The organism is Methylobacterium sp. M6A4_1b, from assembly GCF_053345175.1.
In genome coordinates this window covers 1-25,275 of record NZ_JBKEZQ010000037.1, presented here as the reverse complement: position 1 = coordinate 25,275, position 25,275 = coordinate 1, and the positions used below count along the sequence as shown (strand labels likewise).

At 65.8% G+C, this 25,275-nt stretch carries 17 protein-coding genes and 1 tRNA gene; 2 read left to right on the top strand and 16 right to left on the bottom strand.

Annotation, left to right across the window (positions count from 1 at the left end; all coding sequences use genetic code 11):
• Window positions 1-11 precede the first annotated feature (11 nt).
• The 10 genes from tuf (ACLBWX_RS21350) to ACLBWX_RS21305 all read right to left on the bottom strand — a co-directional run bounded on the left by tuf (ACLBWX_RS21350) (window position 12) and on the right by ACLBWX_RS21305 (window position 18,222).
• The gene (tuf, locus tag ACLBWX_RS21350) at window positions 12-1,202 is read right to left on the bottom strand and encodes an elongation factor Tu (protein ID WP_447677670.1); all 1,191 of its coding nucleotides are present in this window, start codon (window positions 1,200-1,202) and stop codon (window positions 12-14) included.
• Window positions 1,203-1,271: 69 nt separating this feature from the next.
• Window positions 1,272-3,347 (bottom strand): elongation factor G, encoded by a 2,076-nt coding sequence (gene fusA, locus ACLBWX_RS21345; protein WP_447678974.1) that lies wholly within the window; start codon window positions 3,345-3,347, stop codon window positions 1,272-1,274.
• A gap of 30 nt (window positions 3,348-3,377) precedes the next feature.
• Window positions 3,378-3,848 (bottom strand): 30S ribosomal protein S7, encoded by a 471-nt coding sequence (rpsG, locus tag ACLBWX_RS21340; RefSeq protein ID WP_056183508.1) that lies wholly within the window; start codon window positions 3,846-3,848, stop codon window positions 3,378-3,380.
• Between the two features lie 105 nt (window positions 3,849-3,953).
• Complete coding sequence (gene rpsL, locus ACLBWX_RS21335) at window positions 3,954-4,325, bottom strand: 30S ribosomal protein S12 (protein WP_018044234.1); 372 nt, start codon at window positions 4,323-4,325, stop codon at window positions 3,954-3,956.
• Between the two features lie 448 nt (window positions 4,326-4,773).
• The gene (gene rpoC, locus ACLBWX_RS21330; protein ID WP_447678973.1) at window positions 4,774-8,982 is read right to left on the bottom strand and encodes a DNA-directed RNA polymerase subunit beta'; all 4,209 of its coding nucleotides are present in this window, start codon (window positions 8,980-8,982) and stop codon (window positions 4,774-4,776) included.
• Between the two features lie 172 nt (window positions 8,983-9,154).
• On the bottom strand, window positions 9,155-13,279 hold the full coding sequence (gene rpoB, locus ACLBWX_RS21325; protein ID WP_447678972.1) for a DNA-directed RNA polymerase subunit beta: 4,125 nt from the start codon (window positions 13,277-13,279) through the stop codon (window positions 9,155-9,157).
• A gap of 249 nt (window positions 13,280-13,528) precedes the next feature.
• On the bottom strand, window positions 13,529-13,909 hold the full coding sequence (gene rplL / locus ACLBWX_RS21320; RefSeq protein ID WP_447678971.1) for a 50S ribosomal protein L7/L12: 381 nt from the start codon (window positions 13,907-13,909) through the stop codon (window positions 13,529-13,531).
• 57 nt (window positions 13,910-13,966) lie between these two features.
• The gene (gene rplJ, locus ACLBWX_RS21315) at window positions 13,967-14,497 is read right to left on the bottom strand and encodes a 50S ribosomal protein L10 (RefSeq protein WP_055954702.1); all 531 of its coding nucleotides are present in this window, start codon (window positions 14,495-14,497) and stop codon (window positions 13,967-13,969) included.
• A gap of 565 nt (window positions 14,498-15,062) precedes the next feature.
• Window positions 15,063-16,688 (bottom strand): B12-binding domain-containing radical SAM protein, encoded by a 1,626-nt coding sequence (locus tag ACLBWX_RS21310; protein ID WP_447678970.1) that lies wholly within the window; start codon window positions 16,686-16,688, stop codon window positions 15,063-15,065.
• 202 nt (window positions 16,689-16,890) lie between these two features.
• Window positions 16,891-18,222 (bottom strand): aminotransferase-like domain-containing protein, encoded by a 1,332-nt coding sequence (locus ACLBWX_RS21305; RefSeq protein WP_447678969.1) that lies wholly within the window; start codon window positions 18,220-18,222, stop codon window positions 16,891-16,893.
• A 703-nt stretch (window positions 18,223-18,925) separates the two neighbouring features.
• Here ACLBWX_RS21305 and ACLBWX_RS21300 point away from each other — a divergent pair.
• Both ACLBWX_RS21300 and ACLBWX_RS21295 read left to right on the top strand, forming a co-directional pair.
• Window positions 18,926-19,882 (top strand): sulfurtransferase, encoded by a 957-nt coding sequence (locus ACLBWX_RS21300; protein ID WP_447678968.1) that lies wholly within the window; start codon window positions 18,926-18,928, stop codon window positions 19,880-19,882.
• Window positions 19,883-19,906: 24 nt separating this feature from the next.
• Window positions 19,907-21,130 carry a YeeE/YedE family protein gene (locus ACLBWX_RS21295; RefSeq protein WP_447678967.1) on the top strand — a complete coding sequence of 408 codons (1,224 nt, stop codon included), beginning with the start codon at window positions 19,907-19,909 and terminating at the stop codon, window positions 21,128-21,130.
• Window positions 21,131-21,203: 73 nt separating this feature from the next.
• On the opposite strand, the gene rplA is transcribed toward ACLBWX_RS21295, so the two are convergent.
• The 6 genes from rplA to tuf (ACLBWX_RS21265) form a co-directional block, all read right to left on the bottom strand.
• Window positions 21,204-21,902: a 50S ribosomal protein L1 gene (gene rplA, locus ACLBWX_RS21290; RefSeq protein ID WP_447678966.1), complete on the bottom strand. Its 699-nt coding sequence runs from the start codon at window positions 21,900-21,902 to the stop codon at window positions 21,204-21,206.
• A 12-nt stretch (window positions 21,903-21,914) separates the two neighbouring features.
• On the bottom strand, window positions 21,915-22,367 hold the full coding sequence (gene rplK / locus ACLBWX_RS21285) for a 50S ribosomal protein L11 (RefSeq protein WP_299658789.1): 453 nt from the start codon (window positions 22,365-22,367) through the stop codon (window positions 21,915-21,917).
• A gap of 305 nt (window positions 22,368-22,672) precedes the next feature.
• The gene (gene nusG, locus ACLBWX_RS21280; RefSeq protein WP_056218143.1) at window positions 22,673-23,206 is read right to left on the bottom strand and encodes a transcription termination/antitermination protein NusG; all 534 of its coding nucleotides are present in this window, start codon (window positions 23,204-23,206) and stop codon (window positions 22,673-22,675) included.
• 66 nt (window positions 23,207-23,272) lie between these two features.
• The gene (secE, locus tag ACLBWX_RS21275; protein ID WP_056473091.1) at window positions 23,273-23,575 is read right to left on the bottom strand and encodes a preprotein translocase subunit SecE; all 303 of its coding nucleotides are present in this window, start codon (window positions 23,573-23,575) and stop codon (window positions 23,273-23,275) included.
• Between the two features lie 216 nt (window positions 23,576-23,791).
• A tRNA-Trp gene (locus ACLBWX_RS21270) sits at window positions 23,792-23,868 on the bottom strand.
• A 216-nt stretch (window positions 23,869-24,084) separates the two neighbouring features.
• Window positions 24,085-25,275 carry an elongation factor Tu gene (gene tuf / locus ACLBWX_RS21265; RefSeq protein ID WP_447677670.1) on the bottom strand — a complete coding sequence of 397 codons (1,191 nt, stop codon included), beginning with the start codon at window positions 25,273-25,275 and terminating at the stop codon, window positions 24,085-24,087.

Sequence of the window (25,275 nt, the reverse complement as noted above, 5' to 3'; positions counted from 1 at the left end):
GGACGGCGCGATTAATCGTTGATGGCGGCGACGACGCCGGCGCCGACGGTGCGTCCGCCTTCACGGATGGCGAAGCGCAGCTTCTCTTCCATGGCCACCGGCACGATCAGGGTGACGTCCATGGTCACGCTGTCGCCGGGCATCACCATCTCGGTGCCCTCGGGCAGCACGCACACGCCGGTCACGTCCGTGGTGCGGAAGTAGAACTGCGGGCGGTAGTTGGTGAAGAACGGCGTGTGGCGACCGCCCTCCTCCTTGGTCAGGATGTAGGCCTCGGCCTTGAACTTGGTGTGGGGCTTGACCGAGCCGGGCTTGCACACGACCTGGCCGCGCTCCACGTCCTCGCGCTTGGTGCCGCGCAGCAGCACGCCCACGTTGTCGCCCGCCTGGCCCTGGTCGAGCAGCTTGCGGAACATCTCGACGCCCGTGACCGTCGTGGTCTGGGTGTCGCGGATGCCCACGATCTCCACCGTCTCGCCGACCTTGACGATGCCGCGCTCCACGCGACCCGTCACCACCGTGCCGCGGCCCGAGATCGAGAACACGTCCTCGATGGGCATCAGGAACGGCTTGTCGATCGGACGCTCCGGCTGCGGGATGTAGGCATCCACCGACGCCATCAGCGCCAGCACCGCGTCGTGGCCGACCGCCTTGTCGCCGTTGTCCAGCGCCACCTTGGCCGAGCCCTTGGTGATCGGGATGTCGTCGCCGGGGAAGTCGTACTTCGAGAGGAGCTCGCGCACCTCCATCTCGACGAGCTCGAGAAGCTCGGCGTCGTCCACGAGGTCGACCTTGTTCAGGAACACCACCAGCGCCGGAACGCCGACCTGGCGCGCCAGCAGGATGTGCTCGCGGGTCTGCGGCATCGGGCCGTCGGCCGCCGACACCACCAGAATCGCGCCGTCCATCTGTGCCGCGCCCGTGATCATGTTCTTCACGTAGTCGGCGTGGCCCGGGCAATCCACGTGTGCGTAGTGCCGGTTGGCGGTCTCGTACTCGACGTGCGCCGTCGAGATCGTGATCCCGCGCGCCTTCTCCTCCGGCGCCTTGTCGATCTGGTCGTAGGCCGTGAACGTCGCACCGCCCGTCTCGGCCAGAACCTTCGTGATCGCCGCCGTCAGCGACGTCTTGCCGTGATCCACGTGACCAATCGTGCCAATGTTGCAGTGCGGCTTCGTACGCGCGAATTTCTCTTTGGCCATGATAGCCTCCGTCTGATCTGGTGTTGCGTCTGAAGGGGTGCGGGTGGCGCCCCGGGGGGCGCCGCCGTCTTAGGCGTACTTGGCGACGACCTTCTCGGCCTCGCCGCGCGGCACCTCTTCGTAGTGATCGAACTGCATCGTGAAGTTGGCGCGGCCCTGCGAGAAGGACCGAAGCTGGTTCACGTAACCGAACATGTTGGCGAGCGGCACCATTGCGTTGATGACGTTCGCGTTGCCGCGCATGTCCTGACCCTGGATCTGGCCACGGCGGGAATTGAGATCGCCGATCACCGAACCGGTATACTCTTCCGGCGAGACGACCTCGACCTTCATCACCGGCTCGAGGAGCACCGAGCCGCCCTTCTGGAGGGCTTCACGGAGCGCCGCGCGCGACGCGATCTCGAAGGCGAGGGCCGATGAATCGACGTCGTGGTAGGCGCCGTCGATCAGTTCGACCTTGATGTCGACCACCGGGAAGCCGGCTAGGATGCCAGCGCCGAGGACGGAGTTGAGACCCTTCTCGACGCCCGGGATGTATTCCTTCGGTACGGTACCGCCGATGATCTTCGACGAGAACTCGAAGCCCTTGCCGGGCTCGTTGGGCTCGACGATGAACTTCACTCGAGCGAACTGACCGGTACCACCGGTCTGCTTCTTGTGGGTGTAGTCGATCTCGGTGCGCTTCGTGAGCTTCTCGCGATACGCCACCTGCGGTTGGCCGATATTCGCGTCAACCATGTAAGTGCGGCGCAGGATGTCGACCTTGATGTCGAGGTGGAGCTCACCCATGCCGCGCAGGATGGTCTGCCCGGATTCCTGGTCCGTGGAAACCCGGAAGGACGGGTCCTCGGCGGCCAGCTTGGCGAGCGCGATACCCAGCTTCTCCTGGTCGGCCTTGGACTTCGGCTCGACGGCGATCTCGATCACCGGCTCGGGGAACTCCATCTTCTCGAGGATGACGGCCTTCTGCGGATCGCAGAGGGTATCGCCGGTGCGGGTATCCTTGAGTCCGGCAAGCGCAACGATGTCGCCCGTGAAGGCTTCCTTGACGTCCTCGCGGTTGTTGGCGTGCATGAGAAGCATGCGGCCGACGCGCTCTTTCTTGTCGCGCGACGAATTCAGGACGTTGGCGCCCGATTCGATCTTGCCCGAGTAGACGCGGCAGAACGTGATCGTGCCGACATGCGGGTCGTCCATGATCTTGAAGGCGAGCATGGAGAAGGGATCGGAGTCAGCCGGGTGGCGAACGGTCTCTTCCTCGGTCTTGAAGTCGAGGCCCTTGATCTCGCCGCGATCGGCGGGAGACGGCAAGTAGTCGACGACCGCGTCCAGAAGCGGCTGCACGCCCTTGTTCTTGAAGGCAGAGCCGCAGAGAACGGGATGGAAGGCACGACGCTGCACGGCCGTGCGGACGAGGCGATGCATCGTCTCGGCATCGGGTTCGACGCCGTCGAGATAGGCGGACATGGCGTCGTCGTCCATCTCCACGCAGGCCTCGACGAGCTTGATGCGGTACTCCGCAGCCTGGTCGACGAGGTCCGCCGGGATCTCGGTCTCGGAGAAATCCGCGCCGAGCTTCTCGGAGGTCCAGACGATCGCCTTCATCTTGATCAAGTCGATGACGCCCTTGAAGGTCGTCTCGGCGCCGATCGGCAGTTGCAGACACACCGGCTTGCCGGCGACGCGGTCGATGATGTCGGCCACGCACTTGAAGAAGTCGGCGCCGATCTTGTCCATCTTGTTGACGAACACAACGCGCGGAACGTCGTACTTGTCGGCTTGCCGCCAGACGGTCTCGGTCTGGGGCTCGACGCCCTGGTTGCCGTCGAGCACGCACACAGCACCGTCGAGTACGCGGAGCGAGCGCTCCACCTCGATGGTGAAGTCGACGTGACCGGGGGTGTCGATGATGTTCAGGCGCTTGTCGCGCCAGAAGCACGTCGTAGCAGCCGACGTGATCGTGATGCCGCGCTCCTGCTCCTGCGTCATCCAATCCATCGTCGCGGCGCCGTCATGGACTTCGCCGATCTTATGGGACTTGCCGGTGTAATACAGGATCCGCTCGGTGGTCGTGGTCTTGCCGGCATCGATGTGGGCCATGATGCCGAAGTTGCGGTAGTCCTCGATCGCGTGCGTGCGGGGCATCGGATTGCTCCTGAAAGGGTCCGGGTCCGCTTACCAGCGGTAGTGCGAGAAGGCGCGGTTGGCTTCGGCCATCCGGTGGGTGTCTTCCCGCTTCTTCACGGCATTGCCACGGTTGTTGGCGGCGTCGAGCAGTTCAGCCGAGAGGCGCTCGACCATGGTGCGGTCGTTGCGGCCACGGGCAGCCTGGATCAACCAGCGGATCGCCAGCGCCTGGCGACGCTCGGTGCGCACTTCGACGGGGACCTGGTAGGTCGCGCCGCCGACGCGGCGGGAGCGGACCTCGATCGCCGGGGCGACGTTGTCGAGAGCGGCGCGGAAGACCTCGATCGGATTGGCGCGGGCCCGGTTCTCGACGATGTCGAAGGCGCCGTAGACGATGCGCTCAGCGGTCGACTTCTTTCCCTCGTACATGATCGAGTTCATGAACTTGGTTAGGACGATGTCCCCGTACTTCGGGTCCGGGATGATCTCACGCTTCTCGGCAGAATGGCGGCGGGACATCGCTCGCTCCGTCTTAAACTTGGTCTTCTTGAAACCACCCTGCGCAGGCCGCCTTGAGCCTCTGGGAGGCCGGCGACATCCTTACAGGGTGCGCGAATATCGGTCTTACTTCGGCCGCTTGGCGCCATACTTGGAACGGCGCTGCTTGCGACCCTTGACGCCCTGCGTGTCGAGCACGCCGCGCAGGATGTGGTAGCGCACACCCGGAAGGTCCTTCACGCGGCCGCCGCGGATCATCACCACGGAGTGCTCCTGAAGGTTGTGACCCTCGCCCGGGATGTAACCGATGACCTCGAAGCCATTGGTCAGGCGAACCTTGGCGACCTTGCGAAGCGCGGAGTTCGGCTTCTTCGGGGTCGTCGTATAGACGCGGGTGCAGACGCCACGCTTCTGCGGGCAGGCGTCGAGCGCCGGCACCTTGTTGCGGCTCTTCTGCGCCTTGCGCGGCTGAGCGATCAGCTGGTTGATCGTCGGCATGCCAATCCTCTCGAAACGCGTCACCTGCGTCGGTGACCGTCGAAATCCAAATCTCGTTCTGGCCGGCCCCGGCATCGCACATAAGCGTGCGACGAAACGCAAAACCGCGCCCCAGGCTGATTTCAGCCTTTGGCGCGCCGTTGCAAGCAGAGGATCACCTGCAGTGAAGCAAGCGATCGTACCGGGCTGACACGTGTTCGTCTGTTGAAGTCGGATGCGTTTAGGAAGCCTGGATCGAGGCTCTTGGCCTCGCGATCGATTGCTGCCTACGGCCAGCCGTTCAATGAGGGCCTGATAGAGGCGGATTTGCCCCGCGTCAACCCATTTTGTTACGAGTTCATGAAGTCGCGGCGTCCGACGGCGCAACAAATTCGGCCCGTCGGCCTTCATGAAGAAGGGGCCGCCCGGTGGGCAGCCCCTTCTCCTCCGACGCGATGCGCCGACCCGTTTATTCCGCGGCGGGCGGCAACTCCGAAAGGGGCTGTGCCCCGCTCTCGGTGGCCTTCTGCTGCAGGATCAGGTTGTCACGACGCCGCGCCACGGCGCGGATCTCGGCCGCCATGGAGCCCGTACCGGCCGGGATGAGAGACCCGACGATGACGTTCTCCTTCAGGCCCTCGAGGTAATCGATCTTGCCGTTGACGGCTGCCTCGGTGAGCACGCGGGTCGTCTCCTGGAACGAGGCCGCCGAGATGAACGACTTCGTCTGCAGGCTCGCCTTGGTGATGCCGAGGAGGACCGGGACGCCGACGACCGGCTTCTTGCCCTCGGCAAGCAGCTTCTCGTTGATTTCCGCCAGCTCCGTCCGGTCGATCTGATCGCCGGTCAGGATATCGGAATCGCCGCCGTCGGTGATCTCGACCTTCTGCAGCATCTGCCGGACGATGACCTCGATGTGCTTGTCGTTGATCGACACGCCCTGGAGCCGGTAGACCTCCTGGATCTCGTTGACGAGGTAGGCAGCAAGCTCCTCCACGCCCTTGATGGCCAGGATGTCGTGCGGCGCCGGGTTGCCGTCGACGATGTAGTCGCCGAGCTCGACCACGTCTCCGTCCTGAAGGTGGATGTGCTTGCCCTTCGGGATCAGGTACTCGACCGCGTCGGACCCATCATGCGGGGTCAGCGTCAGACGACGCTTATTCTTGTAGTCGCGCCCGAACTGAATCGTGCCCGACTTCTCCGCGATGATGGCCGCATCCTTCGGACGCCGGGCCTCGAACAGCTCCGCCACCCGCGGCAGGCCGCCGGTGATGTCGCGGGTCTTGGCCGAGTCGGCGGAGACGCGGGCGAGGATATCGCCGGCCTTCACCTTCGCACCCGGGTCGTAGCCGATGATGGCGTCGACGGGCAGAAAGTAGCGGGCATCCGAGCCACGCGGCAGCTTCATCGGCTTGCCGTCGGCGTCGAGCACCAGCATCGCCGGCTTGAGGTCGGCGGTGCGGGCGGTCCCGCGCCAATCGATGACGACGCGCTTGGCGATGCCGGTCGATTCGTCGGTGGTCTCGGTGATCGACTGGCCGTCGATGAGGTCCTCGTAGGCGACGATGCCATCCGTCTCGGTGATGATCGGACGGGTGTAGGGGTCCCACTCGGCGATGCGCTGGCCGCGCTTGACGGTGTCGCCCTCGTCCACGCGCAGCTTCGCGCCGTATTGCAGGCGGTGGTTGGCGCGCTCGGTCCCATCGGAACCGACGATGACGATGGAGACGTTACGGCCGGTGGCGATGAGATCGCCATCCGAGTTCCGCGCCAGGGCGCGGTTCCGGATCTTGATCGTGCCCTCGAAGCTCGACTCGATGAAGGACGAGTCGGAGATCTGGGCGGCGCCGCCGATGTGGAAGGTGCGCATGGTGAGCTGGGTGCCCGGCTCACCAATGGACTGCGCCGCGATGACGCCAACGGCTTCGCCCATGTTGACGGGCGTGCCGCGGGCGAGATCGCGCCCGTAGCAGGTGGCACAGACACCGCTCTTCGTGGCGCAGACGAGCACCGAGCGGATCTTGACCTCCTGGATCCCGGCCGCCTGGATGGCCGGCAGGTGCTTCTCCTCGATCGTCTCGTTGGTCTTGACGATCACCGTTCCGTCGAGGGCCACCAGGTCCTCCGCCGTGGCACGGCCGAGGATGCGGATGGCGAGTGGAGCCACGACCTGGCCCGCATCCACGATCGCGCGCATGCGGATGCCGTTGGTGGTGCCGCAATCGACCTCGCGGATGACGGCGTCCTGGGCCACGTCGACGAGACGACGGGTCAGGTATCCCGAGTTCGCGGTCTTCAACGCCGTGTCCGCGAGGCCCTTGCGGGCGCCGTGGGTGGAGTTGAAGTACTCGAGCACGTCGAGGCCTTCCTTGAAGTTCGAGATGATCGGCGTTTCGATGATCTCGCCCGAGGGCTTGCTCATGAGGCCGCGCATGGCGGCGAGCTGGCGCATCTGCTCGCGAGAGCCGCGGGCACCGGAATTCGCCATCATGTAGACCGAGTTGACCTGCTTGTCGGCCCCGTTCTCGTCCTTCTGGACCGCGGAGATCGCGGCCATCATCTCGTCCGCGAGTCGGGCCGAGCACTTGCCCCAGGCATCGACGACCTTGTTGTACTTCTCACCCTGGGTGATCAGACCGTCGTTGAACTGCTGCTCGAACTCCTTGACCAGGTCGCGGGTCGACCCGACGATCGACCACTTGTTGGCGGGCACGACCATGTCGTCCTTGCCGAACGAGATGCCGGCCTTGAACGCGTGGTTGAAGCCCAGCGCCATGATCCGGTCACAGAAGATCACCGACTCCTTCTGACCGCAGTGGCGGTAGACGGTGTCGATCATCGCGGAGATCTCCTTCTTGGTCATCAGCTTGTTGACGACGTCGAAGGGTACCTTGGCGTGCTGCGGCAGGGCCGTGGACAGGATTACCCGGCCCGGCGTGGTGTCGTAGGTCTTGGTCAGCGGCTCCCCATCGGGGCCGATGCCGTTCCAGCGCCAGCGGATCTTCGAGTGCAGCTTGACGGTCTTGGCCGCCAGGGCGTGCTCGAGTTCGCCGATGTTGCCGAAGACACCCTGCATCGGGTTCTGCTTGTTGGTCGGATCGAAGGCGCCGATCGCTCCCTCGGCCACGATCGACAGGTAGTAGAGGCCGAGGACGATGTCCTGCGACGGCACGATGATCGGGTGACCGTTCGCCGGGTGCAGGATGTTGTTGGTCGACATCATCAGGACGCGCGCTTCCAGCTGAGCCTCGAGGCTCAGGGGAACGTGAACGGCCATCTGGTCGCCGTCGAAATCCGCGTTGAAGGCAGTGCAGACCAGCGGGTGCAGCTGGATCGCCTTACCCTCGATCAGCTTGGGCTCGAAGGCCTGGATGCCGAGACGGTGCAGGGTTGGCGCGCGGTTCAGCATCACCGGATGTTCGCGGATCACCTCGTCGAGGATATCCCAGACCTCCGGCTTCTCCTTCTCCACGAGCTTCTTGGCCTGCTTCACCGTGGCGGAGAAGCCCTTGGCGTCGAGGCGCGCGTAGATGAAGGGCTTGAACAGCTCCAGCGCCATCTTCTTGGGAAGGCCGCACTGGTGCAGCTTCAGCTCAGGGCCGACGACGATGACGGAACGACCGGAGTAATCGACGCGCTTGCCGAGGAGGTTCTGGCGGAAGCGGCCTTGCTTGCCCTTCAGCATGTCGGCGAGGGACTTCAGCGGGCGCTTGTTGGCGCCCGTGATGACACGTCCGCGGCGACCGTTGTCGAATAGCGCGTCCACCGCTTCCTGAAGCATGCGCTTCTCGTTGCGGATGATGATGTCGGGCGCGCGCAGCTCGATCAGCCGCTTGAGACGGTTGTTGCGGTTGATGACGCGGCGGTAGAGATCGTTCAGGTCGGACGTGGCGAAGCGGCCACCATCCAGGGGAACGAGCGGGCGCAGGTCCGGCGGGATCACCGGCACCACGGTGAGGATCATCCACTCGGGCTTGTTGCCCGACATCTGGAAAGCCTCGATGATCTTCAGACGCTTGAGAAGCTTCTTGGGCTTCAGCTCCGACGTGGTGGTGGCGATCTCCTCGCGCAGGGAGTCGGCAATGCCGTCGAGATCGAGTTCCTGCAGGATCCGGCGGATGGCCTCGGCGCCGATCATGGCCGTGAAGCTGTCCTCGCCGTACTCCTCCTGGGCGCGCAGGTACTCCTCCTCGGAGAGGAGCTGACGCTCCTTGAGGGGGGTGAGGCCCGGTTCGATGACGCAATAGGACTCGAAGTAGAGGATCCGCTCGAGATCCTTGAGCGCCATGTCGAGCAGCAGGCCGATGCGCGAGGGCAGCGACTTCAGGAACCAGATGTGGGCGACGGGCGCGGCGAGCTCGATATGGCCCATGCGGTCGCGCCGGACGCGCGCGAGGGTGACCTCGACGCCGCACTTCTCACAGATGACGCCCTTGTACTTCATGCGCTTGTACTTGCCGCACAAGCACTCGTAGTCCTTGATGGGTCCGAAGATGCGCGCGCAGAACAGGCCGTCACGCTCGGGCTTGAACGTGCGATAGTTGATCGTCTCGGGCTTCTTGATCTCGCCGAAAGACCACGAGAGGATCTTCTCCGGCGACGAGATCGAGATCTTGATCTGGTCGAAGCTCTGGGGCTGAGCCTGCTGGTTGAAAAGATTCATGACCTCTTGGTTCATGATCTACTCCTGCTGACGAGGCGCACCCTCCGCCGAGGGGCTGACCGCGTGCTGAAAACGGATGCGGCGCGACGACCGGCCGGATCGTCGCTGACCGTAGAACGGAAGGCCCTGCCCCTCCCCGCTCCGACCGCGCCGGGGTCGAACCCGGCGCGGGAGCGTGATGCGGTGGTTATTCGGCCGCCTCTGCAGGCGGCTCGATCTGATCGTTGGCGAGCTTCTTCGAAGAAGTGAGCTCCACGTTGAGGCCCAGCGAGCGCATCTCCTTGACGAGCACGTTGAACGACTCGGGGATGCCGGCCTCGAAGGTGTCGTCGCCGCGCACGATGGCCTCGTAGACCTTGGTGCGGCCAGCCACGTCGTCCGACTTGACCGTGAGCATCTCCTGCAGCGTGTAGGCGGCGCCGTAAGCCTCGAGCGCCCAGACCTCCATCTCGCCGAAGCGCTGACCGCCGAACTGCGCCTTTCCGCCCAGCGGCTGCTGGGTGACAAGCGAGTACGGACCGATCGACCGCGCGTGGATCTTGTCGTCCACGAGGTGGTGCAGCTTCAGCATGTAGATGTAGCCCATCGTCACCTTGCGGTCGAAGGGCTCGCCCGAGCGACCGTCATAGAGCGTCGACTGGGCAGACCGGTCGAGACCGGCCATCTCCAGCATCTGCTCGATGTCGGCTTCCTTGGCGCCGTTGAACACCGGAGTCGCCATCGGTACGCCGCGGCGCACGTTGTTGGCGGCCTCGGCCAGTTCCTCGTCCGATAGGCCTTCGAGCTCGGACGGCGAGTAGATCGCCTTCATCTCGTCGCGCAGGGGCTCGATGTCCTGGTTGCGCAGGTAGGCATCCACCGCCTGGCCGACCTTGCGGCCGAGCCCGGCCGCGGCCCAGCCGAGGTGAGTCTCGAGGATCTGACCGACGTTCATACGCGAGGGCACGCCGAGCGGGTTCAGCACGATGTCGGCATGGGTTCCGTCTTCCAGGAACGGCATGTCCTCGATCGGCACGATCCGCGACACGACACCCTTGTTGCCGTGACGGCCGGCCATCTTGTCGCCGGGCTGGATCTTGCGCTTCACCGCCACGAAGACCTTGACCATCTTCATGACACCGGGCGGGAGCTCGTCGCCGCGCTGCAGCTTCTCGACCTTGTCGAGGAAGCGCTGCTCGAGGCGCTTCTTCGACTCGTCGTACTGCTTCTGCATCGCTTCCATCTCGGTCATGAGACGGTCGTCGATGACGGCGAACTGCCACCACTGCGAACGCGGGTACTCGCTCAGGAGTTCACGGCTGAGCGTGGTCTCCTTCTTGAACCCCTTCGGACCGGCGATGGGCGCCTGACCGATGAGGACGGTGGCGAGACGCGCGTAGGTGTTGCGATCGAGGATCGCCTGCTCGTCGTCGCGATCCTTGGCGAGACGCTCGATCTCCTCGCGCTCGATCGCCTGGGCGCGCTCGTCCTTGTCGACGCCGTGGCGGTTGAACACCCGGACTTCGACGATCGTACCGGTCACGCCCGGGGGGACCCGGAGCGAGGTGTCGCGCACGTCGGACGCCTTCTCACCGAAGATGGCGCGCAGGAGCTTCTCCTCCGGCGTCATCGGGCTCTCGCCCTTCGGGGTAATCTTGCCGCACAGAATGTCGCCCGCGTGGACCTCTGCGCCGATGTAGACGATGCCGGCTTCGTCGAGGTTCTTGAGCGCCTCTTCCGAGACGTTCGGGATGTCACGGGTGATTTCTTCCGGACCGAGCTTGGTGTCTCGGGCCATCACCTCGAATTCCTCAATGTGGATCGAGGTGAACACGTCATCCTTCACGATCCGCTCGGAGAGCAGGATCGAATCCTCGAAGTTGTAGCCGTTCCACGGCATGAACGCGACGAGCACGTTCCGGCCCAGCGCCAGCTCGCCGAACTCCGTCGAAGGACCATCGGCGATGATCTCGCCCTTCTTCACGGCCTCGCCGACGCGCACCAGCGGCTTCTGCGTGATGCAGGTCGACTGGTTGGAGCGCTGGAACTTCTGCAGGCGGTAGATGTCGACGCCGGGCTTGTTGGCGTCGGCCTCCTCGGTGGCCCGGATGACGATACGGGTCGCGTCCACCTGATCGACGATACCGGTGCGGCGCGCAGCGATGGCAGCACCGGAGTCGCGGGCGACCACGGCTTCCATACCGGTGCCCACGAAGGGCGCGTCGGCGCGAACCAGCGGCACTGCCTGGCGCTGCATGTTCGAGCCCATCAGGGCGCGGTTGGCGTCGTCGTTCTCGAGGAACGGGATGAGCGCAGCCGCCACCGAGACGAGCTGCTTGGGCGACACGTCCATGAGGTCGACGCGATCCGGCGGCACGACGATGACGTCACCGGCCCGACGGCAGACCACGAGATCTTCCGTCAGCTTGAAGCTCTCGTCCATCTGCGCGTTGGCCTGGGCGACGTAGTACTTCGCCTCCTCCATCGCCGACAGGTAGGCGACGTCGGTGGTGACGACGCCGTCCTTCACCCGCCGGAACGGGGTCTCGATGAAGCCGTACTTGTTGACTCGCGCGAAGGTGGCCAGCGAGTTGATCAGGCCGATGTTCGGGCCTTCCGGGGTCTCGATCGGACAGATGCGGCCGTAGTGGGTCGGGTGCACGTCGCGCACCTCGAAGCCGGCGCGCTCGCGGGTCAGGCCACCCGGACCAAGCGCCGAAAGGCGACGCTTGTGCGTCACTTCCGAGAGCGGATTGGTCTGGTCCATGAACTGCGACAGCTGCGACGAGCCGAAGAACTCGCGCACGGCCGCGGCCGCGGGCTTCGCGTTGATGAGGTCCTGCGGCATCACCGTGTCGATGTCGACGGAGGACATCCGTTCCTTGATGGCGCGCTCCATGCGGAGCAGGCCGAGGCGGTACTGGTTCTCCATCAACTCGCCGACCGAGCGCACCCGACGGTTGCCGAGGTGATCGATGTCGTCGATCTCGCCCTTGCCGTCGCGCAGGTCCACCAGAGCCTTCACGACCGCGAGCATGTCCTCGCGGCGCAGAGTCCGCACGGTGTCCTCGGCGTCGAGGTCGAGGCGCATGTTCATCTTCACGCGGCCGACGGCCGAGAGGTCGTAGCGCTCCGAATCGAAGAACAGCGAGTGGAACATCGCCTCGGCGGTGTCCAGGGTCGGCGGCTCACCGGGACGCATAACCCGGTAGATGTCGAACAGCGCGCCTTCGCGGCCCGAGTTCTTGTCCACCGCGAGGGTGTTGCGGATGTAGGGACCGACGTTGATGTGGTCGATGTCGAGGACGGGCAGCTCGGAGACGCCGACATCTTCGAGGCTCTTCAGGAGCTTGTCGGAGATCTCGTCGCCGGCCTCCGCCCAGATCTCACCGGTCTTGGCGTTGACGAGGTCCTCGGCGATGTACTGGCCGATCAGGTCCTCGTCGGTGGCCTTCAGGAACTGCACACCGCGCTCGGCGATCTGCCGGGCATTGCGCGCGTTCAACTTCTTGCCGGCTTCGAGCACGACCTCGCCGGACTCGGCGTCGATCAGATCGACGGAGGCCTTGAAGCCCTTCAGACGATCGGCGTCGTAGGGCACGCGCCAATCAGCGCCGTCGCGGTCGTAGACCACGCGGTTGTAGAAGGTCGACAGAATCTCCTCGCCATCCAGGCCGAGGGCGAACAGCAGCGACGTCACCGGCAGCTTGCGCTTCCGGTCGATGCGGACGTGCACGATGTCCTTGGCGTCGAACTCGACGTCGAGCCAGGAGCCGCGATACGGGATGATGCGGGCGGCGAACAGGAGCTTGCCCGAGGAGTGCGTCTTACCCTTGTCGTGGTCGAAGAACACGCCCGGGGAGCGGTGCATCTGGGAGACGATGACACGCTCGGTACCGTTGACGATGAAGGTGCCGTTCTCCGTCATCAGGGGCATGTCGCCCATGTAGACGTCCTGCTCCTTGATGTCCTTGACCGACTTCGCGCCTGTATCCGGGTCCACGTCGAACACGATGAGGCGGAGCGTCACCTTGAGCGGGGCCGCATACGTGATACCGCGCTGGCGGCACTCGTCGACGTCGTATTTCGGCTGCTCGAACGTGTACTTCACGAACTCAAGGAGTGCCGTCGAGGAGAAATCCGAGATCGGAAAGACCGACTTGAACACGGTCTGCAGGCCTTCGTCGCCCCGTCCGCCTTCCGGCTCATCCATGATCAGGAACTGGTCGTAGGACGCCTTCTGAACCTCGATGAGGTTCGGCATCTCGGCGACTTCCTTGATCTTGCCGAAGAATTTGCGAATCCGCTTGCGACCGACCAGCGTGTTGGCCATGGGTGACCTCGCTCCTACGTCCCGCGTACCGGGTGCCCGGGGAAGGCGTCTGCCTCCCGCAACCAGGCTTCGGGCTCGCCCCGCCGGACGACGCCTTCCCGAACTGAAAATTCCGTGGCCCTCGCGTGGGCCGGTCGGGCCGCCTGAAGCGACCATGGCCCACGGGCGTGAACCCGCGGGCCGTTGGTGCCGTCAGGCTCGGGGGAGCCTCACGGAAAGTGATGGACCGGTCCGGTCCACCAAAGTGTCTTACTTGAGCTCGACCTTGGCGCCAGCCTTCTCGAGCTGGGCCTTGAGCTTCTCGGCCTCTTCCTTGTTGACGGACTCCTTGACGGCCTTCGGAGCACCCTCGACGAGGTCCTTGGCTTCCTTGAGGCCGAGGCCGGTGATCGCGCGGACCTCCTTGATGACCTCGATCTTCTTGTCGCCGGCGGCGGTCAGCATGACCGTGAACTCGGTCTGCTCCTCGGCGGCGGCAGCGCCGGCACCACCGGCGGCCGGGCCGGCGGCCACGGCGACGGCAGCGGCGGCCGACACGCCCCACTTCTCTTCGAGCATCTTGGCGAGGTCAGCGGCCTCGAGAACGGTCAGCGAGGACAGGTCGTCGACGAGCTTGGCAAGATCAGCCATGTTGGTATTCCCTTGGATATCGGTTTGAACGGATGGGTTGAAAAGGGCGATGCGGCCTCAGGCCGCTTCGCTCTGAGCCTCGTCCTTTGTGGCATAGGCCCCGAACACGCGGGCGAGCTTGGCCGCCGGTGCGTTGACGACCTGGGCGATCTTGGTCGCGGGAGCCTGGATGAGGCCCACGATCTTGCCGCGCAGTTCGTCGAGGGACGGCAGCGAGGCGAGGGCCTTCACTCCGTCCGGGTTCAGGGCAGTCGTGCCCATGGCGCCGCCGAGGATCACGAGCTTGTCGTTGACCTTGGCGAAGTCCACCGCAACCTTGGCGGCCGCGACCGGATCGCTCGAATAGGCGAGCAGGGTCGGACCCTTCAGGAGGGGCTTGATGGAGGCGACGTCCGTGCCATCGAGAGCGATGTTGGCGAGGCGGTTCTTGGTGACCTTCACGGTGGCGCCGGCCTGCTTCATCTGCGAGCGCAGCTTCTGCATGTCGGCGACCGTGAGGCCCTTGTAGTGGGCCACGACGACGACGGCGGTGTTCGCGAACACGCCGTTGAGCGTCGAGACGAGATCAGCTTTGGCTGTCCTGTCCACTGGGGCTCTCTCCGGTTGGCGGAACCCGAGAACGGGCCCGCCGGTTGCACATGCCGCCCGGGACGGAACTCGGCTTAACGAGAAGCCGGAACGTCCTTGGCGACGCTTCACGGCCCTGTCCCCTACCGCCCCCCGGAACGGGTGGACGACACGGGTGAGATGGTTCAAACCGATGCCTCGCCGTGTCCGCGCGATGCGAACCCGGAGAGGGGAGTAGAATTTCGGTCTTCCCAGTCTGTGCAGGCTTGCGGATTAAGCCGGTGACCCGGCGCCTGCAGTCTCGGACAGGACATGGCCGGACGAAGCTCAGAAGGGGTTTTATGCCCCTCGAAGCCTTCCGGCCAACACCACCTGGTTACCCAGGCGATCTCTCAATCGGAATACGACCGATCGGTCGATTCCTTTCTCATGTATGAAAACGTTGAGCCGGGTCTATAGAGCCTTGCAAGCAGCCTGCCAAGTGCCCCAGGCGATTATTCCATCGCGGGCCGCGCATTTTCCTTGACGCGGTCGGTGGTCCCGGATCGTGATCCGGGACCACTCGCGAACAGGCCGTAAGCGCCTGTCAGGTCGGCAGGAATCTGCGCGCCACGCGCCACCACGGCTCCCGCGCGTTGCGGGTCTGGTCCGCCTTCGCCGCGTAAAATGATGCGTTGTGTTCGCCGCGCAGCGCCTCGCGGGTGAAGCGAATCAGATGATGGGCGACGAATCCCATATTGAAGACCGCCTCGATCTGACCGCGCCTGAGGGCGTGACCGGCGGCGCGCCAGAACACGCCCCGGTAATCCGAGAGCAGCCCGACCCGCACCGCGATGTTGAAGCCGAGGATCAGGCCACGGCGCAGGTTGGTCCGAGTCAATTTGCCCTTCGTGGGCGTCTTGATCCGATGCGGATAGGTCCGCTCGACCTGGTAGCGGAAGCGCGCGAACAGGTTCTCGGGCTCGTAGGCGTGAGCGATGGCCCGGCGCCAGCTCGCTACAACGTCGTCGTGCGGACGCTTGAACAGGACGTTGGATTCCAGGGCCGCGTCATGGGTCAGGCGGCCCTCGCGGGTCAGCCGGTCCCAGAGCGGCGTCTTCGGCAGCGCCTGGAGCAGGTTCATCGTCAGCACTGGCACCGCCGACTTGTCGATGAAGTCGATGAGCTTCTGCTCGGACTGGTCGGTGTCGGTGTCGAGGCCGAGGATGATGCCCGAGGTCACTTCGAGGCCGAAGCTGTTCAGCGTCTCGATGGCCTCGTACATCGGCACGGCGGCGTTGTGTTTCTTGTCGATGCCGGCAAGCGCGTCCTCCTCCGGCGTCTCGATGCCGACGAAGACGGTCATGAAGTTGGCCTGTCGCATCAGCTCGAGGATGTCGGGCTGCTTGGCCATGTTCAAGGTCGCTTCGCAGGCGAACTGAAGCGGATAGGCGTTCTTCTTCTGCCACGCCACGAGGTGGGGCAGCATGTCCTTCGTCGCCTTGCGGTTGCCGATGAAGTTGTCGTCGACGAAGTAGATCACCGCCGGGTGGCCGGGCTGCGAGATGATCGCGTCGAGCTCGCCGAGCATCTGCTCGGGACTCTTCAGGCGCGGCTGGCGGCCGTAGAGCTGCGGGATGTCGCAGAACTCGCAGCGATAGGGGCAGCCCGAGGAGAACTGCAGCGAGCCGATGAGGTAGCGCTTGAGCGGCGCCGCCTCGTAGGCGGGGGCCGGGAAATCGGAGAGCGGCAGACGCTCCTTGGTCTCCAGGCGCACCTGCGCCCCCGGGATCGACACGTCCCGGTCGAGGATCGCCACCAGTTCGTCGGTGGCGTCGCCGATCTCGCCGAGATGCAGGTAGTCGAATTCGGGATACTGCTCGGGAGAGCCGGAGACCGAGGGGCCACCGAGCACCGTCACCTTACCGGCCGCGTGGGCCCGGGCGTAGATGTTCCGGATCTGCGGGGCCTGGATGTGCATGCCGGAGACGAACACCGCATCTGCCCAGGCGAAGTCCGCCGCTCCGGCCCGTGCGATGTTCTCGTCGATGAATCGGTACTCCCAGGCCTCGGGCATGTAGGCCGCGATGAGCAGGAGCCCTTGCGGTGGCATGAAGGCCTTCACGCCGCCCATCAGGGGGTAGGCGTGAGAGAAGGTCCCGAAGGACGGCGTGTAGGCGGGAAAGACGCACAGGATGCGTCGCTTCGAGATCACGGAGAGGGTGCATCGCATGACAGCATACCTAGCACAGCCAAGCGCGAAGGCGTCACCCTCCCCGGTTGATTTCTATGGCTTTCCGCCGGTCGCGCCCGCTCCCGCCCGGCGACTGCCCTGCGCCTTCACGAGGCTTTGAACGAAACCCCGCGCCGAACGCGGGCCGGACCCCAGTGCCGGCGCGTCCGCCGGCGTTCCCGTGCGCCGGGGTGACCGGGGCTCACTCGACCTGGGAATCCTCTCCCTCGGTGGCGAGTCGCCGTAGAATCTCGAGAGCGCTCGCGAGCCGGGCCATCGACGGAGAGCCGAGAGCCAGGCGGATCCCGGCGGGCGCCGCGGCGGCATCGATCGCGAAGGCGCTTGCGGGCGAGACCGCAACCCCGTTGCGTGCCGCCGCCGCGGCAAAGCGGTCGGCATTCCAGGCACCAGGAAGCATCAGCCAGAGGTGATAGGCGCGCGGGTCGCCCTGGACCTCGAGGCCGCACAGGGCCTCGCGGGCGAGGGCCTGGCGCAAAGCCGCATCCGTGCGCTTGGCGCGCCCGATCCGCCCGGCCAGTCCGTCGTCTATCACGTGGATCGCCATCGCCAAGGGAATTCCGCTCACCGTCCAGGCTCCGTTGCGGATGATGCGGGCCAGGCGATCCACGAGGGCCGCCGGGGCGGCGACGAAGCCGAGGCTCAGGCCCGGTGCCAGCCGCTTCGACAGGCTGTCCACGAGGATCACGCGGTCCGGCGCCAGGGCGGCCAGGGGTTCCTCGTCGCAGAGGAAGCCGTAGACTGCGTCCTCGATGCCCATGATGTCGTGACGCACCAGCAGGTCCGCGATGGTGCGGCGGCGGGCATCGTCCATGGTGTGTCCGAGGGGGCTCTGCAGAACGGTCTGCAGGTACAGGGCGCGGAGTGGCGCCTCTTTCTGTGCCGCCGCGATGGCATCCGGTCGTACACCCCGCTCGTCCACGGCGAGCGGCACCGGCACGATCCCGAGTCGCGCCGCGAGCCCTCTGATCACCGGATAGGTCAGGGCCTCGACCCCGATGCGCTCGCCGGGCTGGACGAGGGCCGCCATCGCGGCGGCGATGCCCTGCCGCCCTGCTCCCGTGAAGAGGACGCGATCCGGCTCGGCCGACCAGCCTCCCCTCTGGAAGAAGGCCGCGGCCGATGCCCGTGCCTGTGAGGTCGCCACGGGTCGCACCGGTGGGAAGGCCGCCTGCAGTTCCGCCGGGTCCAGCAGGGCGCGGAGGCTGGTGGCGAGGTCAGCGGCCTGATGAGGGAGGATGGAGAAGACGTGTTCGAGGTTGATCAGGCCCGTCTCGACCTCAGACGCCGCCGTTGGGGCGATTCCGGCCGGGCCGCGGATGTAGGTTCCCCGCCCCACCTCACCGGTGACGAGGCCGCGCCGTACCAGTTCCGCGTAGACGCGGCTCGCCGTCGAGACAGCAATCCCGCGTTCGTAGGCGAACTGTCGCTGCGGCGGCAGTCGGGTTCCCGGCGGCAGGGCGCCCGATGCGATCTCGGCAGCTAATCCGTCGGAGATCGTCCGAAAGTCGCGCACGCAAATATTGCTCCGAGTGCAATGTATTGATTGATGCTAGTCAAAATCGGATCAATGAGGGGTAGCGATCCGATGGAGGCCGCAGATGATATCGAGACCAGACAGTTTGCCAACCGATCGTGCCCCGATGGGTTCGCTCCTATCACACGAGAACACGAGGTTTCCAATTCGGAGACACGGAGCATCACCGGTGGCACGAGCCATTGCCCTTCTAACGCTTTGGCGCCGTCGTGCAGCGGGGCGACGCACGATTCGGGCTATGAACTCGGAGCAAATAGCGGAGCTTGATCTCGATTGCTCCGCGTTGCGTCGGGAAGCCGCGAAACCCTTTTGGCGCGCGTAAGCCGAGAAGCGGCCGCTCGGCCGTCATGCTGGGTGATCGCGTGGCTCCGCGTCGCAGGCACCGATCAGGGAATCCGCATCCCGACCGCGGCGCTATCCCAAGCGGTCGGTTTCCGGACGGGTTAGCGAACGGTTGAGGGTCCGAGATAGTTCTGGTTTTTTCTCAGGATATTCGAAAAGGATGTTCTCATACTCAATATATCTTTGAAATAACCTTGTATTGATCTCAGTCGAATTAAGCAACACGATCGCGCCGTCGAGTTTCGGGTCCTGGCAAATGAATGTGAGCGGCCAGCCGGGTGCTGCCGGTGATCGCTGGCCCGGCCCGAACCCCGATGCCGTCCACCGCTGGAGAGCGACCGTGTCCTACAGAATCTTCCTTGCTGCCCGGGTTGCTATTGCAGCCCTGGTGTTGCCGACCCTCGGGGCTCAGGTGGCGCAGTCCGCCGAGCAGAGCCAGACCCGGACGAGCCCCCTCGTCTCCACGGAGTGGCTCGAGGCCAACCTCGCCGACCCGAAGCTTCGCATCGTCGAGGTCAGCGTCGAGCCGGGCGTGTACGAGCGGGGCCACGTACCCGGCGCACAGAACGTGGTCTGGCACACCGACCTCGTCGAGACCGTGAGCCGCGACATCGCCGGGCCGGAGAAATTCGCCGCCCTGGTCCGGCGCCTGGGCATCGATCGCGACACCACCGTGGTGCTCTACGGCGACAACAACAACTGGTTCGCCGCCTGGGGCGCGTGGGTCTTCGCCCAGTACGGCCTCGTGGACAACGTCAAACTCCTCGATGGCGGGCGCAAGAAGTGGGAGGCCGACAAGCGGCCGCTCGAGACGCGAAGCCCGGACGTGGCGGCCTCGCGCTTCCCCGTCACGCCGGTCTCCAGCGCGCAGCGCGCACGCCTCGCGGATGTGCTCGCCGTCGCCCGCAAGGAGCGCAACGAGGCGATCCTCGACATCCGCTCGCCGGACGAGTTCTCCGGCAAGGTCATCGCCCCGCCCGGCATCCAGGAGCTCGCGATCCGGGCCGGCCACATCCCCGGTTCGGTGAACGTGCCGTGGGCCAAGGCCGTGAATCCGGACGGCACCATCAAGCCCGTCGCGGAATTGAAGAAGCTGTATGCAGAGGCCGGGATCGACGGCTCGAAGCCGGTGATCACCTCCTGCCGCATCGGCGAGCGCTCCAGCCATTCCTGGTTCGTCCTGAGCCGGATCCTCGGTTATCCAGTGCGCAACTACGACGGTTCCTGGACGGAGTACGGCAACACCGTGGGCGTGCCCGTGGTGAACCTCGCCGGGACGGTCTGGACCGGCAAGTAGACGCCGCCGAAGTTAGGTCTCCCCGTGAGCGTCTCCCCCTTCGCGAACACCGACGCGCCCAGGCCTCAGGCCGGGCGCGTTCCCGTTCCGCCCCGCGCTGCCCTCGCAGGCCTGATCGGTGCAGGTCTGCTCTTTGCTGCCTGGTACCTCTCGGGGGAGCCCGGCAGCGGTCGCCTCGCACTTTCCCTGACCTTCGGCACCGCGTTCGGCTTCGTGCTGCAGCGCGCCCGCTTCTGCTTCTTCTGTCTGTGGCGTGACCTGATCGACAGGGGCGATCCGCGCGGGGCGCTGGGCATCCTGGCGGCTCTGGCCGTGGGCACGGTAGGCTACGGCGTCGTGCTCGGGGCTTGGCTCCCCGATCCCGGTGGCCCTCGCCTCGCGCCCGACGCGCATATCGGCCCCGTGGGGCCGGTCCTTGCCCTGGCGGGCGCCGTGTTCGGAGCCGGCATGGCGATCTCGGGCTCCTGCATCGGGGCGCATCTCTATCGGCTCGGCGAGGGGTCGCCGACGGCGCCCTTCGCTCTCGTCGGCACGGCATTGGGCTTCGTTCTGGGGTTTACCAGCTGGAACCCGCTCTATCTGGCCAGCATCAGCGACGCGCCGGTGCTCTGGCTGCCACGGTATCTCGGCTATGCCGGCAGCCTGGTCCTTACGCTCGGTGTGCTGGCGGCCCTGGCGCTTCCGCTCCTGCGCCGCCTGGCGCCGCCCCCGACGATGGCTCCGCGGCGGGTCGAGCCGCTGCGAGCGGTGTTCGTGGAGCGCTGGCCGACCTGGATCGGCGGCCTCGCGGTGGGCGCCATCGGGACGCTGGCCTATCTCCGGGTGGGGCCGCTCGGCGTCACCGCCGAGCTCGGTGGGCGCAGCCGGCAGGCGGCGGCAACCCTCGGCCTCTTGCCCGAGCGCCTGGAGGGGCTCGACGGCTTTCGCGGATGCGCCACGGCAATCCGGGACGCGGTGTTGACCCCGAACGGCCTGTTCGTCACCGGCCTGGTGATCGCGTCCTTTGCGGCCGCCCTCGCGGCGGGGGAATTCCGTCCAGCACGTCCAACCCGGGACCAGGCTGCGCGAGGTCTCCTGGGCGGCCTCCTCCTCGGCTGGGGCGCAATGACGGGGCTCGGCTGTAGCGTCGGTACGCTGCTCTCCGGCATCATGGCGGGGGCGGTTTCGGGCTGGGTCTTCGGGGCGGCGATGTTCGCCGGGCTCACCGCGACCCTGTTCGTGGGGCGACGCATGCGCCTTCTGCCTTAGGACCGGACACACGAAAACGCCCGGCCGCGAGGCCGGGCGTTTCCATCAACGCTCGATCACGCCTGGGCGTGTATCAGGCGGTCAGCACCGTCGAGGGCTCGACCTTCACGCCCGGACCCATCGAAGAGGTCACGGCGACGCGCTGGACGTACTGGCCCTTGGCGCCCGCGGGTTTGGCCTTGGAGACCGCGTCCGCGAATGCCTTGATGTTCTCGACGAGCTTGTCGGCGTCGAACGAGACCTTGCCAATGCCGGCGTGGATGATGCCGGCCTTCTCGACGCGGAACTCGACCGAGCCGCCCTTGGCGCCGGCGACGGCACCCTTCACGTCCATGGTCACGGTTCCGACCTTCGGGTTCGGCATCAGGCCGCGCGGGCCGAGCACCTTGCCGAGACGGCCGACGAGCGGCATCAGGTCGGGAGTCGCGATGCAGCGATCGAACTCGATCTTGCCGCTCTGGACGATCTCGAGGAGGTCCTCGGCGCCCACGATGTCGGCGCCGGCGGCCTTGGCCTCGTCGGCCTTGGCGCCGCGGGCGAACACCGCCACCCGCACCGTGCGGCCGGAACCGTTGGGCAGGTTGCAGACGCCGCGGACCATCTGGTCGGCATGGCGCGGGTCGACGCCGAGGTTCATCGAGATCTCGACGGTCTCGTCGAACTTGGCGCTGGCCTTCTCCTTCACGAGCTTGATCGCCTCGTCGATGGAGTAGAGCTTGAGCGCGTCGATGCCCTCGCGGGCGGCGCGGATGCGCTTGCCTTCGTGTGCCATTGTGCCCTCCCCTTAAGCGACGACGTCGAGGCCCATGGCCCGCGCGGAGCCACGGATCATGGCGACGGCGGCGTCAACCGAGTCGCAGTTCAGGTCGGGCATCTTCTTCTCGGCGATCTCGCGCAGCTGCGCCTCGGTCACCTTGCCGACATTGGAGCCGGGCTTGCCCGGGGTCTTCGAACCGGAAGCCGGCTTCTTGCCGATCTTCAGGCCGGCGGCCTTCTTGAGGAAGAAGGTGACCGGCGGCTGCTTCATCTCGAAGGTGAAGGAGCGGTCCTGGTACGCCGTGATGACGACCGGGATCGGAGTGCCCTTCTCGATCTGAGAGGTCTTCGCGTTGAAGGCCTTGCAGAATTCCATGATGTTGAGGCCGCGCTGACCGAGCGCGGGGCCGATGGGCGGCGACGGGTTCGCGGCGCCGGCCGGAACCTGAAGCTTCACGTAGCCCGTGATCTTCTTTGCCATAGGGACTGCTCCCAAAGAATGCCCGGCACCCGGCTGGCCTCAGCGCGGATGGATCAGGCGGTTGCAGGTCGCGGTTCGGCCCGCAGATCCCGGTGGCGAACCGGGCGGGCCTCCCGCGTGTGGTGCCGCCCGAGGGCGGCGTACGATCCGAACACGCGGTTCGGGTCGATCTCGTGAACCGCGCCATCATTCCTGGGCGCTGCAGGCGAGCCCGAAATCCAGACGCACGCGGTTAGAAGGACCGGGCGCCGATGGCGATTCTAAATTCCAAGCTTCGCTCTGCGAACTCGGAATGACGTGGTGCCTCAGACCTTCTCGACCTGGCCGTATTCCAGTTCGACCGGCGTGGCACGGCCGAAGATCGAAACGGCGACCTTGAGGCGCGACCGGCTCTCGTCGATTTCCTCGACGGTGCCGTTGAAGGAGGCGAAGGGGCCGTCGGAAACGCGGACCGTCTCGCCGATCTCGAAGGAGACGGAGGGCTTCGGGCGATCGACGCCTTCGGCCACCTGACCCTTGATGCGCTCGGCCTCGGCGTCCGGGATCGGAACCGGCTTCGACTTGTCGGCCCCCAGGAAGCCCGTCACCTTCGGGGTGTTCTTGATGAGGTGGTAGACCTCGTCGGTCAGGTCACACTTCACCAGGACGTAGCCGGGGAAGAACTTGCGCTCGGCGTCGACCTTGCGGCCGCGGCGCACCTCGACGACCTTCTCGGTCGGGACCATGACCTCGTCGAACAGCTCCATCAGGCCACGCTGGGCCGCCTGATCCTTAATGGATTGCGCGACCTTGTTCTCGAAATTCGAGTAGGCGTGGACGATGTACCAGCGCTTCGACACGGTTCTCACCAAATCCTGACGTCAGTCAGCCCGATCGCGCCGCAGCGCGCCCGGACCGAGAAGTTGTTAGGCGCCGACCCCGAGGATCAGGGTCACGAGATAGCGCAGCGCCTGATCCACCACCGTGAAGAAGATGCTCGCCACCACCACCATGATGAACACCATCACGGTGGTCACGACGGTCTCCTTGCGGGTCGGCCACGTGACCTTGCGGCCCTCGTCGCGAACCTGGGTCAGGAACTCGGCAGGGCCGACGCGCTTCTGCGCGGGGCGCACGGGCGGAGTCGCCCGAGGGGGCGTCGGCGTGGTGGAGCCGCGCTGCGGGGTGCGCGCGAGGTCCACTTTCTTCGATGCTTCGTTCGATGCCATGGCGCCAACAACAGGGAGATCGGCCCGAGCTTCGGGAAAGCGCGACGCGGCGGCTCCGGGGAGGAGCCTGCATCGACGGCCTTCATCGATCTCGGAAGGCGACCGCTCTAACGCAAGTCGCCGGGCTTGTCGACTGCGCCCGGCCGGACTTCGCTGAGGAGCGATCTGCTGAAAGGGAAGAGAGCTGGGAGGGTCGACGGGTCTGACGCGGCCAAATGGCAGGAGTGGAGGGACTCGAACCCGCAACCTCCGGTTTTGGAGACCGGCGCTCTGACCAGTTGAGCTACACTCCTATGCGAAGGACGAGTCCCCCGCCGCGGCGCTGCTATAGACCGGCCGCGACGGCTTCGCAATGGTCAAACCGCGTCGCCGGCGAAGAACCTTCGCAGCCGCTTCCAGGCAGGCGCGGACCTCGAAAACGGCAACGGCGCCCCGGATCGATCCGGGGCGCCGTGTCCTAAGATGTCGCCGGTCGGAAGGCCCGCGAGAGAGGCCGGCGGACGGCGCGATTAATCGTTGATGGCGGCGACGACGCCGGCGCCGACGGTGCGTCCGCCTTCACGGATGGCGAAGCGCAGCTTCTCTTCCATGGCCACCGGCACGATCAGGGTGACGTCCATGGTCACGCTGTCGCCGGGCATCACCATCTCGGTGCCCTCGGGCAGCACGCACACGCCGGTCACGTCCGTGGTGCGGAAGTAGAACTGCGGGCGGTAGTTGGTGAAGAACGGCGTGTGGCGACCGCCCTCCTCCTTGGTCAGGATGTAGGCCTCGGCCTTGAACTTGGTGTGGGGCTTGACCGAGCCGGGCTTGCACACGACCTGGCCGCGCTCCACGTCCTCGCGCTTGGTGCCGCGCAGCAGCACGCCCACGTTGTCGCCCGCCTGGCCCTGGTCGAGCAGCTTGCGGAACATCTCGACGCCCGTGACCGTCGTGGTCTGGGTGTCGCGGATGCCCACGATCTCCACCGTCTCGCCGACCTTGACGATGCCGCGCTCCACGCGACCCGTCACCACCGTGCCGCGGCCCGAGATCGAGAACACGTCCTCGATGGGCATCAGGAACGGCTTGTCGATCGGACGCTCCGGCTGCGGGATGTAGGCATCCACCGACGCCATCAGCGCCAGCACCGCGTCGTGGCCGACCGCCTTGTCGCCGTTGTCCAGCGCCACCTTGGCCGAGCCCTTGGTGATCGGGATGTCGTCGCCGGGGAAGTCGTACTTCGAGAGGAGCTCGCGCACCTCCATCTCGACGAGCTCGAGAAGCTCGGCGTCGTCCACGAGGTCGACCTTGTTCAGGAACACCACCAGCGCCGGAACGCCGACCTGGCGCGCCAGCAGGATGTGCTCGCGGGTCTGCGGCATCGGGCCGTCGGCCGCCGACACCACCAGAATCGCGCCGTCCATCTGTGCCGCGCCCGTGATCATGTTCTTCACGTAGTCGGCGTGGCCCGGGCAATCCACGTGTGCGTAGTGCCGGTTGGCGGTCTCGTACTCGACGTGCGCCGTCGAGATCGTGATCCCGCGCGCCTTCTCCTCCGGCGCCTTGTCGATCTGGTCGTAGGCCGTGAACGTCGCACCGCCCGTCTCGGCCAGAACCTTCGTGATCGCCGCCGTCAGCGACGTCTTGCCGTGATCCACGTGACCAATCGTGCCAATGTTGCAGTGCGGCTTCGTACGCGCGAATTTCTCTTTGGCCAT

Coding starts and splice junctions, on each gene's coding strand:
- rpoB (WP_447678972.1), bottom strand. CDS start 13,279: ATGGCCAACACGCTGGTCGGTCGCAAGCGGATTCGCAAATTCTTCGGC.
- secE (WP_056473091.1), bottom strand. CDS start 23,575: ATGGCATCGAACGAAGCATCGAAGAAAGTGGACCTCGCGCGCACCCCG.
- rpsG (WP_056183508.1), bottom strand. CDS start 3,848: ATGTCCCGCCGCCATTCTGCCGAGAAGCGTGAGATCATCCCGGACCCG.
- tuf (WP_447677670.1), bottom strand. CDS start 25,275: ATGGCCAAAGAGAAATTCGCGCGTACGAAGCCGCACTGCAACATTGGC.
- rpsL (WP_018044234.1), bottom strand. CDS start 4,325: ATGCCGACGATCAACCAGCTGATCGCTCAGCCGCGCAAGGCGCAGAAG.
- rpoC (WP_447678973.1), bottom strand. CDS start 8,982: ATGAACCAAGAGGTCATGAATCTTTTCAACCAGCAGGCTCAGCCCCAG.
- rplA (WP_447678966.1), bottom strand. CDS start 21,902: ATGGCACACGAAGGCAAGCGCATCCGCGCCGCCCGCGAGGGCATCGAC.
- tuf (WP_447677670.1), bottom strand. CDS start 1,202: ATGGCCAAAGAGAAATTCGCGCGTACGAAGCCGCACTGCAACATTGGC.
- rplK (WP_299658789.1), bottom strand. CDS start 22,367: ATGGCAAAGAAGATCACGGGCTACGTGAAGCTTCAGGTTCCGGCCGGC.
- fusA (WP_447678974.1), bottom strand. CDS start 3,347: ATGCCCCGCACGCACGCGATCGAGGACTACCGCAACTTCGGCATCATG.
- rplL (WP_447678971.1), bottom strand. CDS start 13,909: ATGGCTGATCTTGCCAAGCTCGTCGACGACCTGTCCTCGCTGACCGTT.
- ACLBWX_RS21310 (WP_447678970.1), bottom strand. CDS start 16,688: ATGCGATGCACCCTCTCCGTGATCTCGAAGCGACGCATCCTGTGCGTC.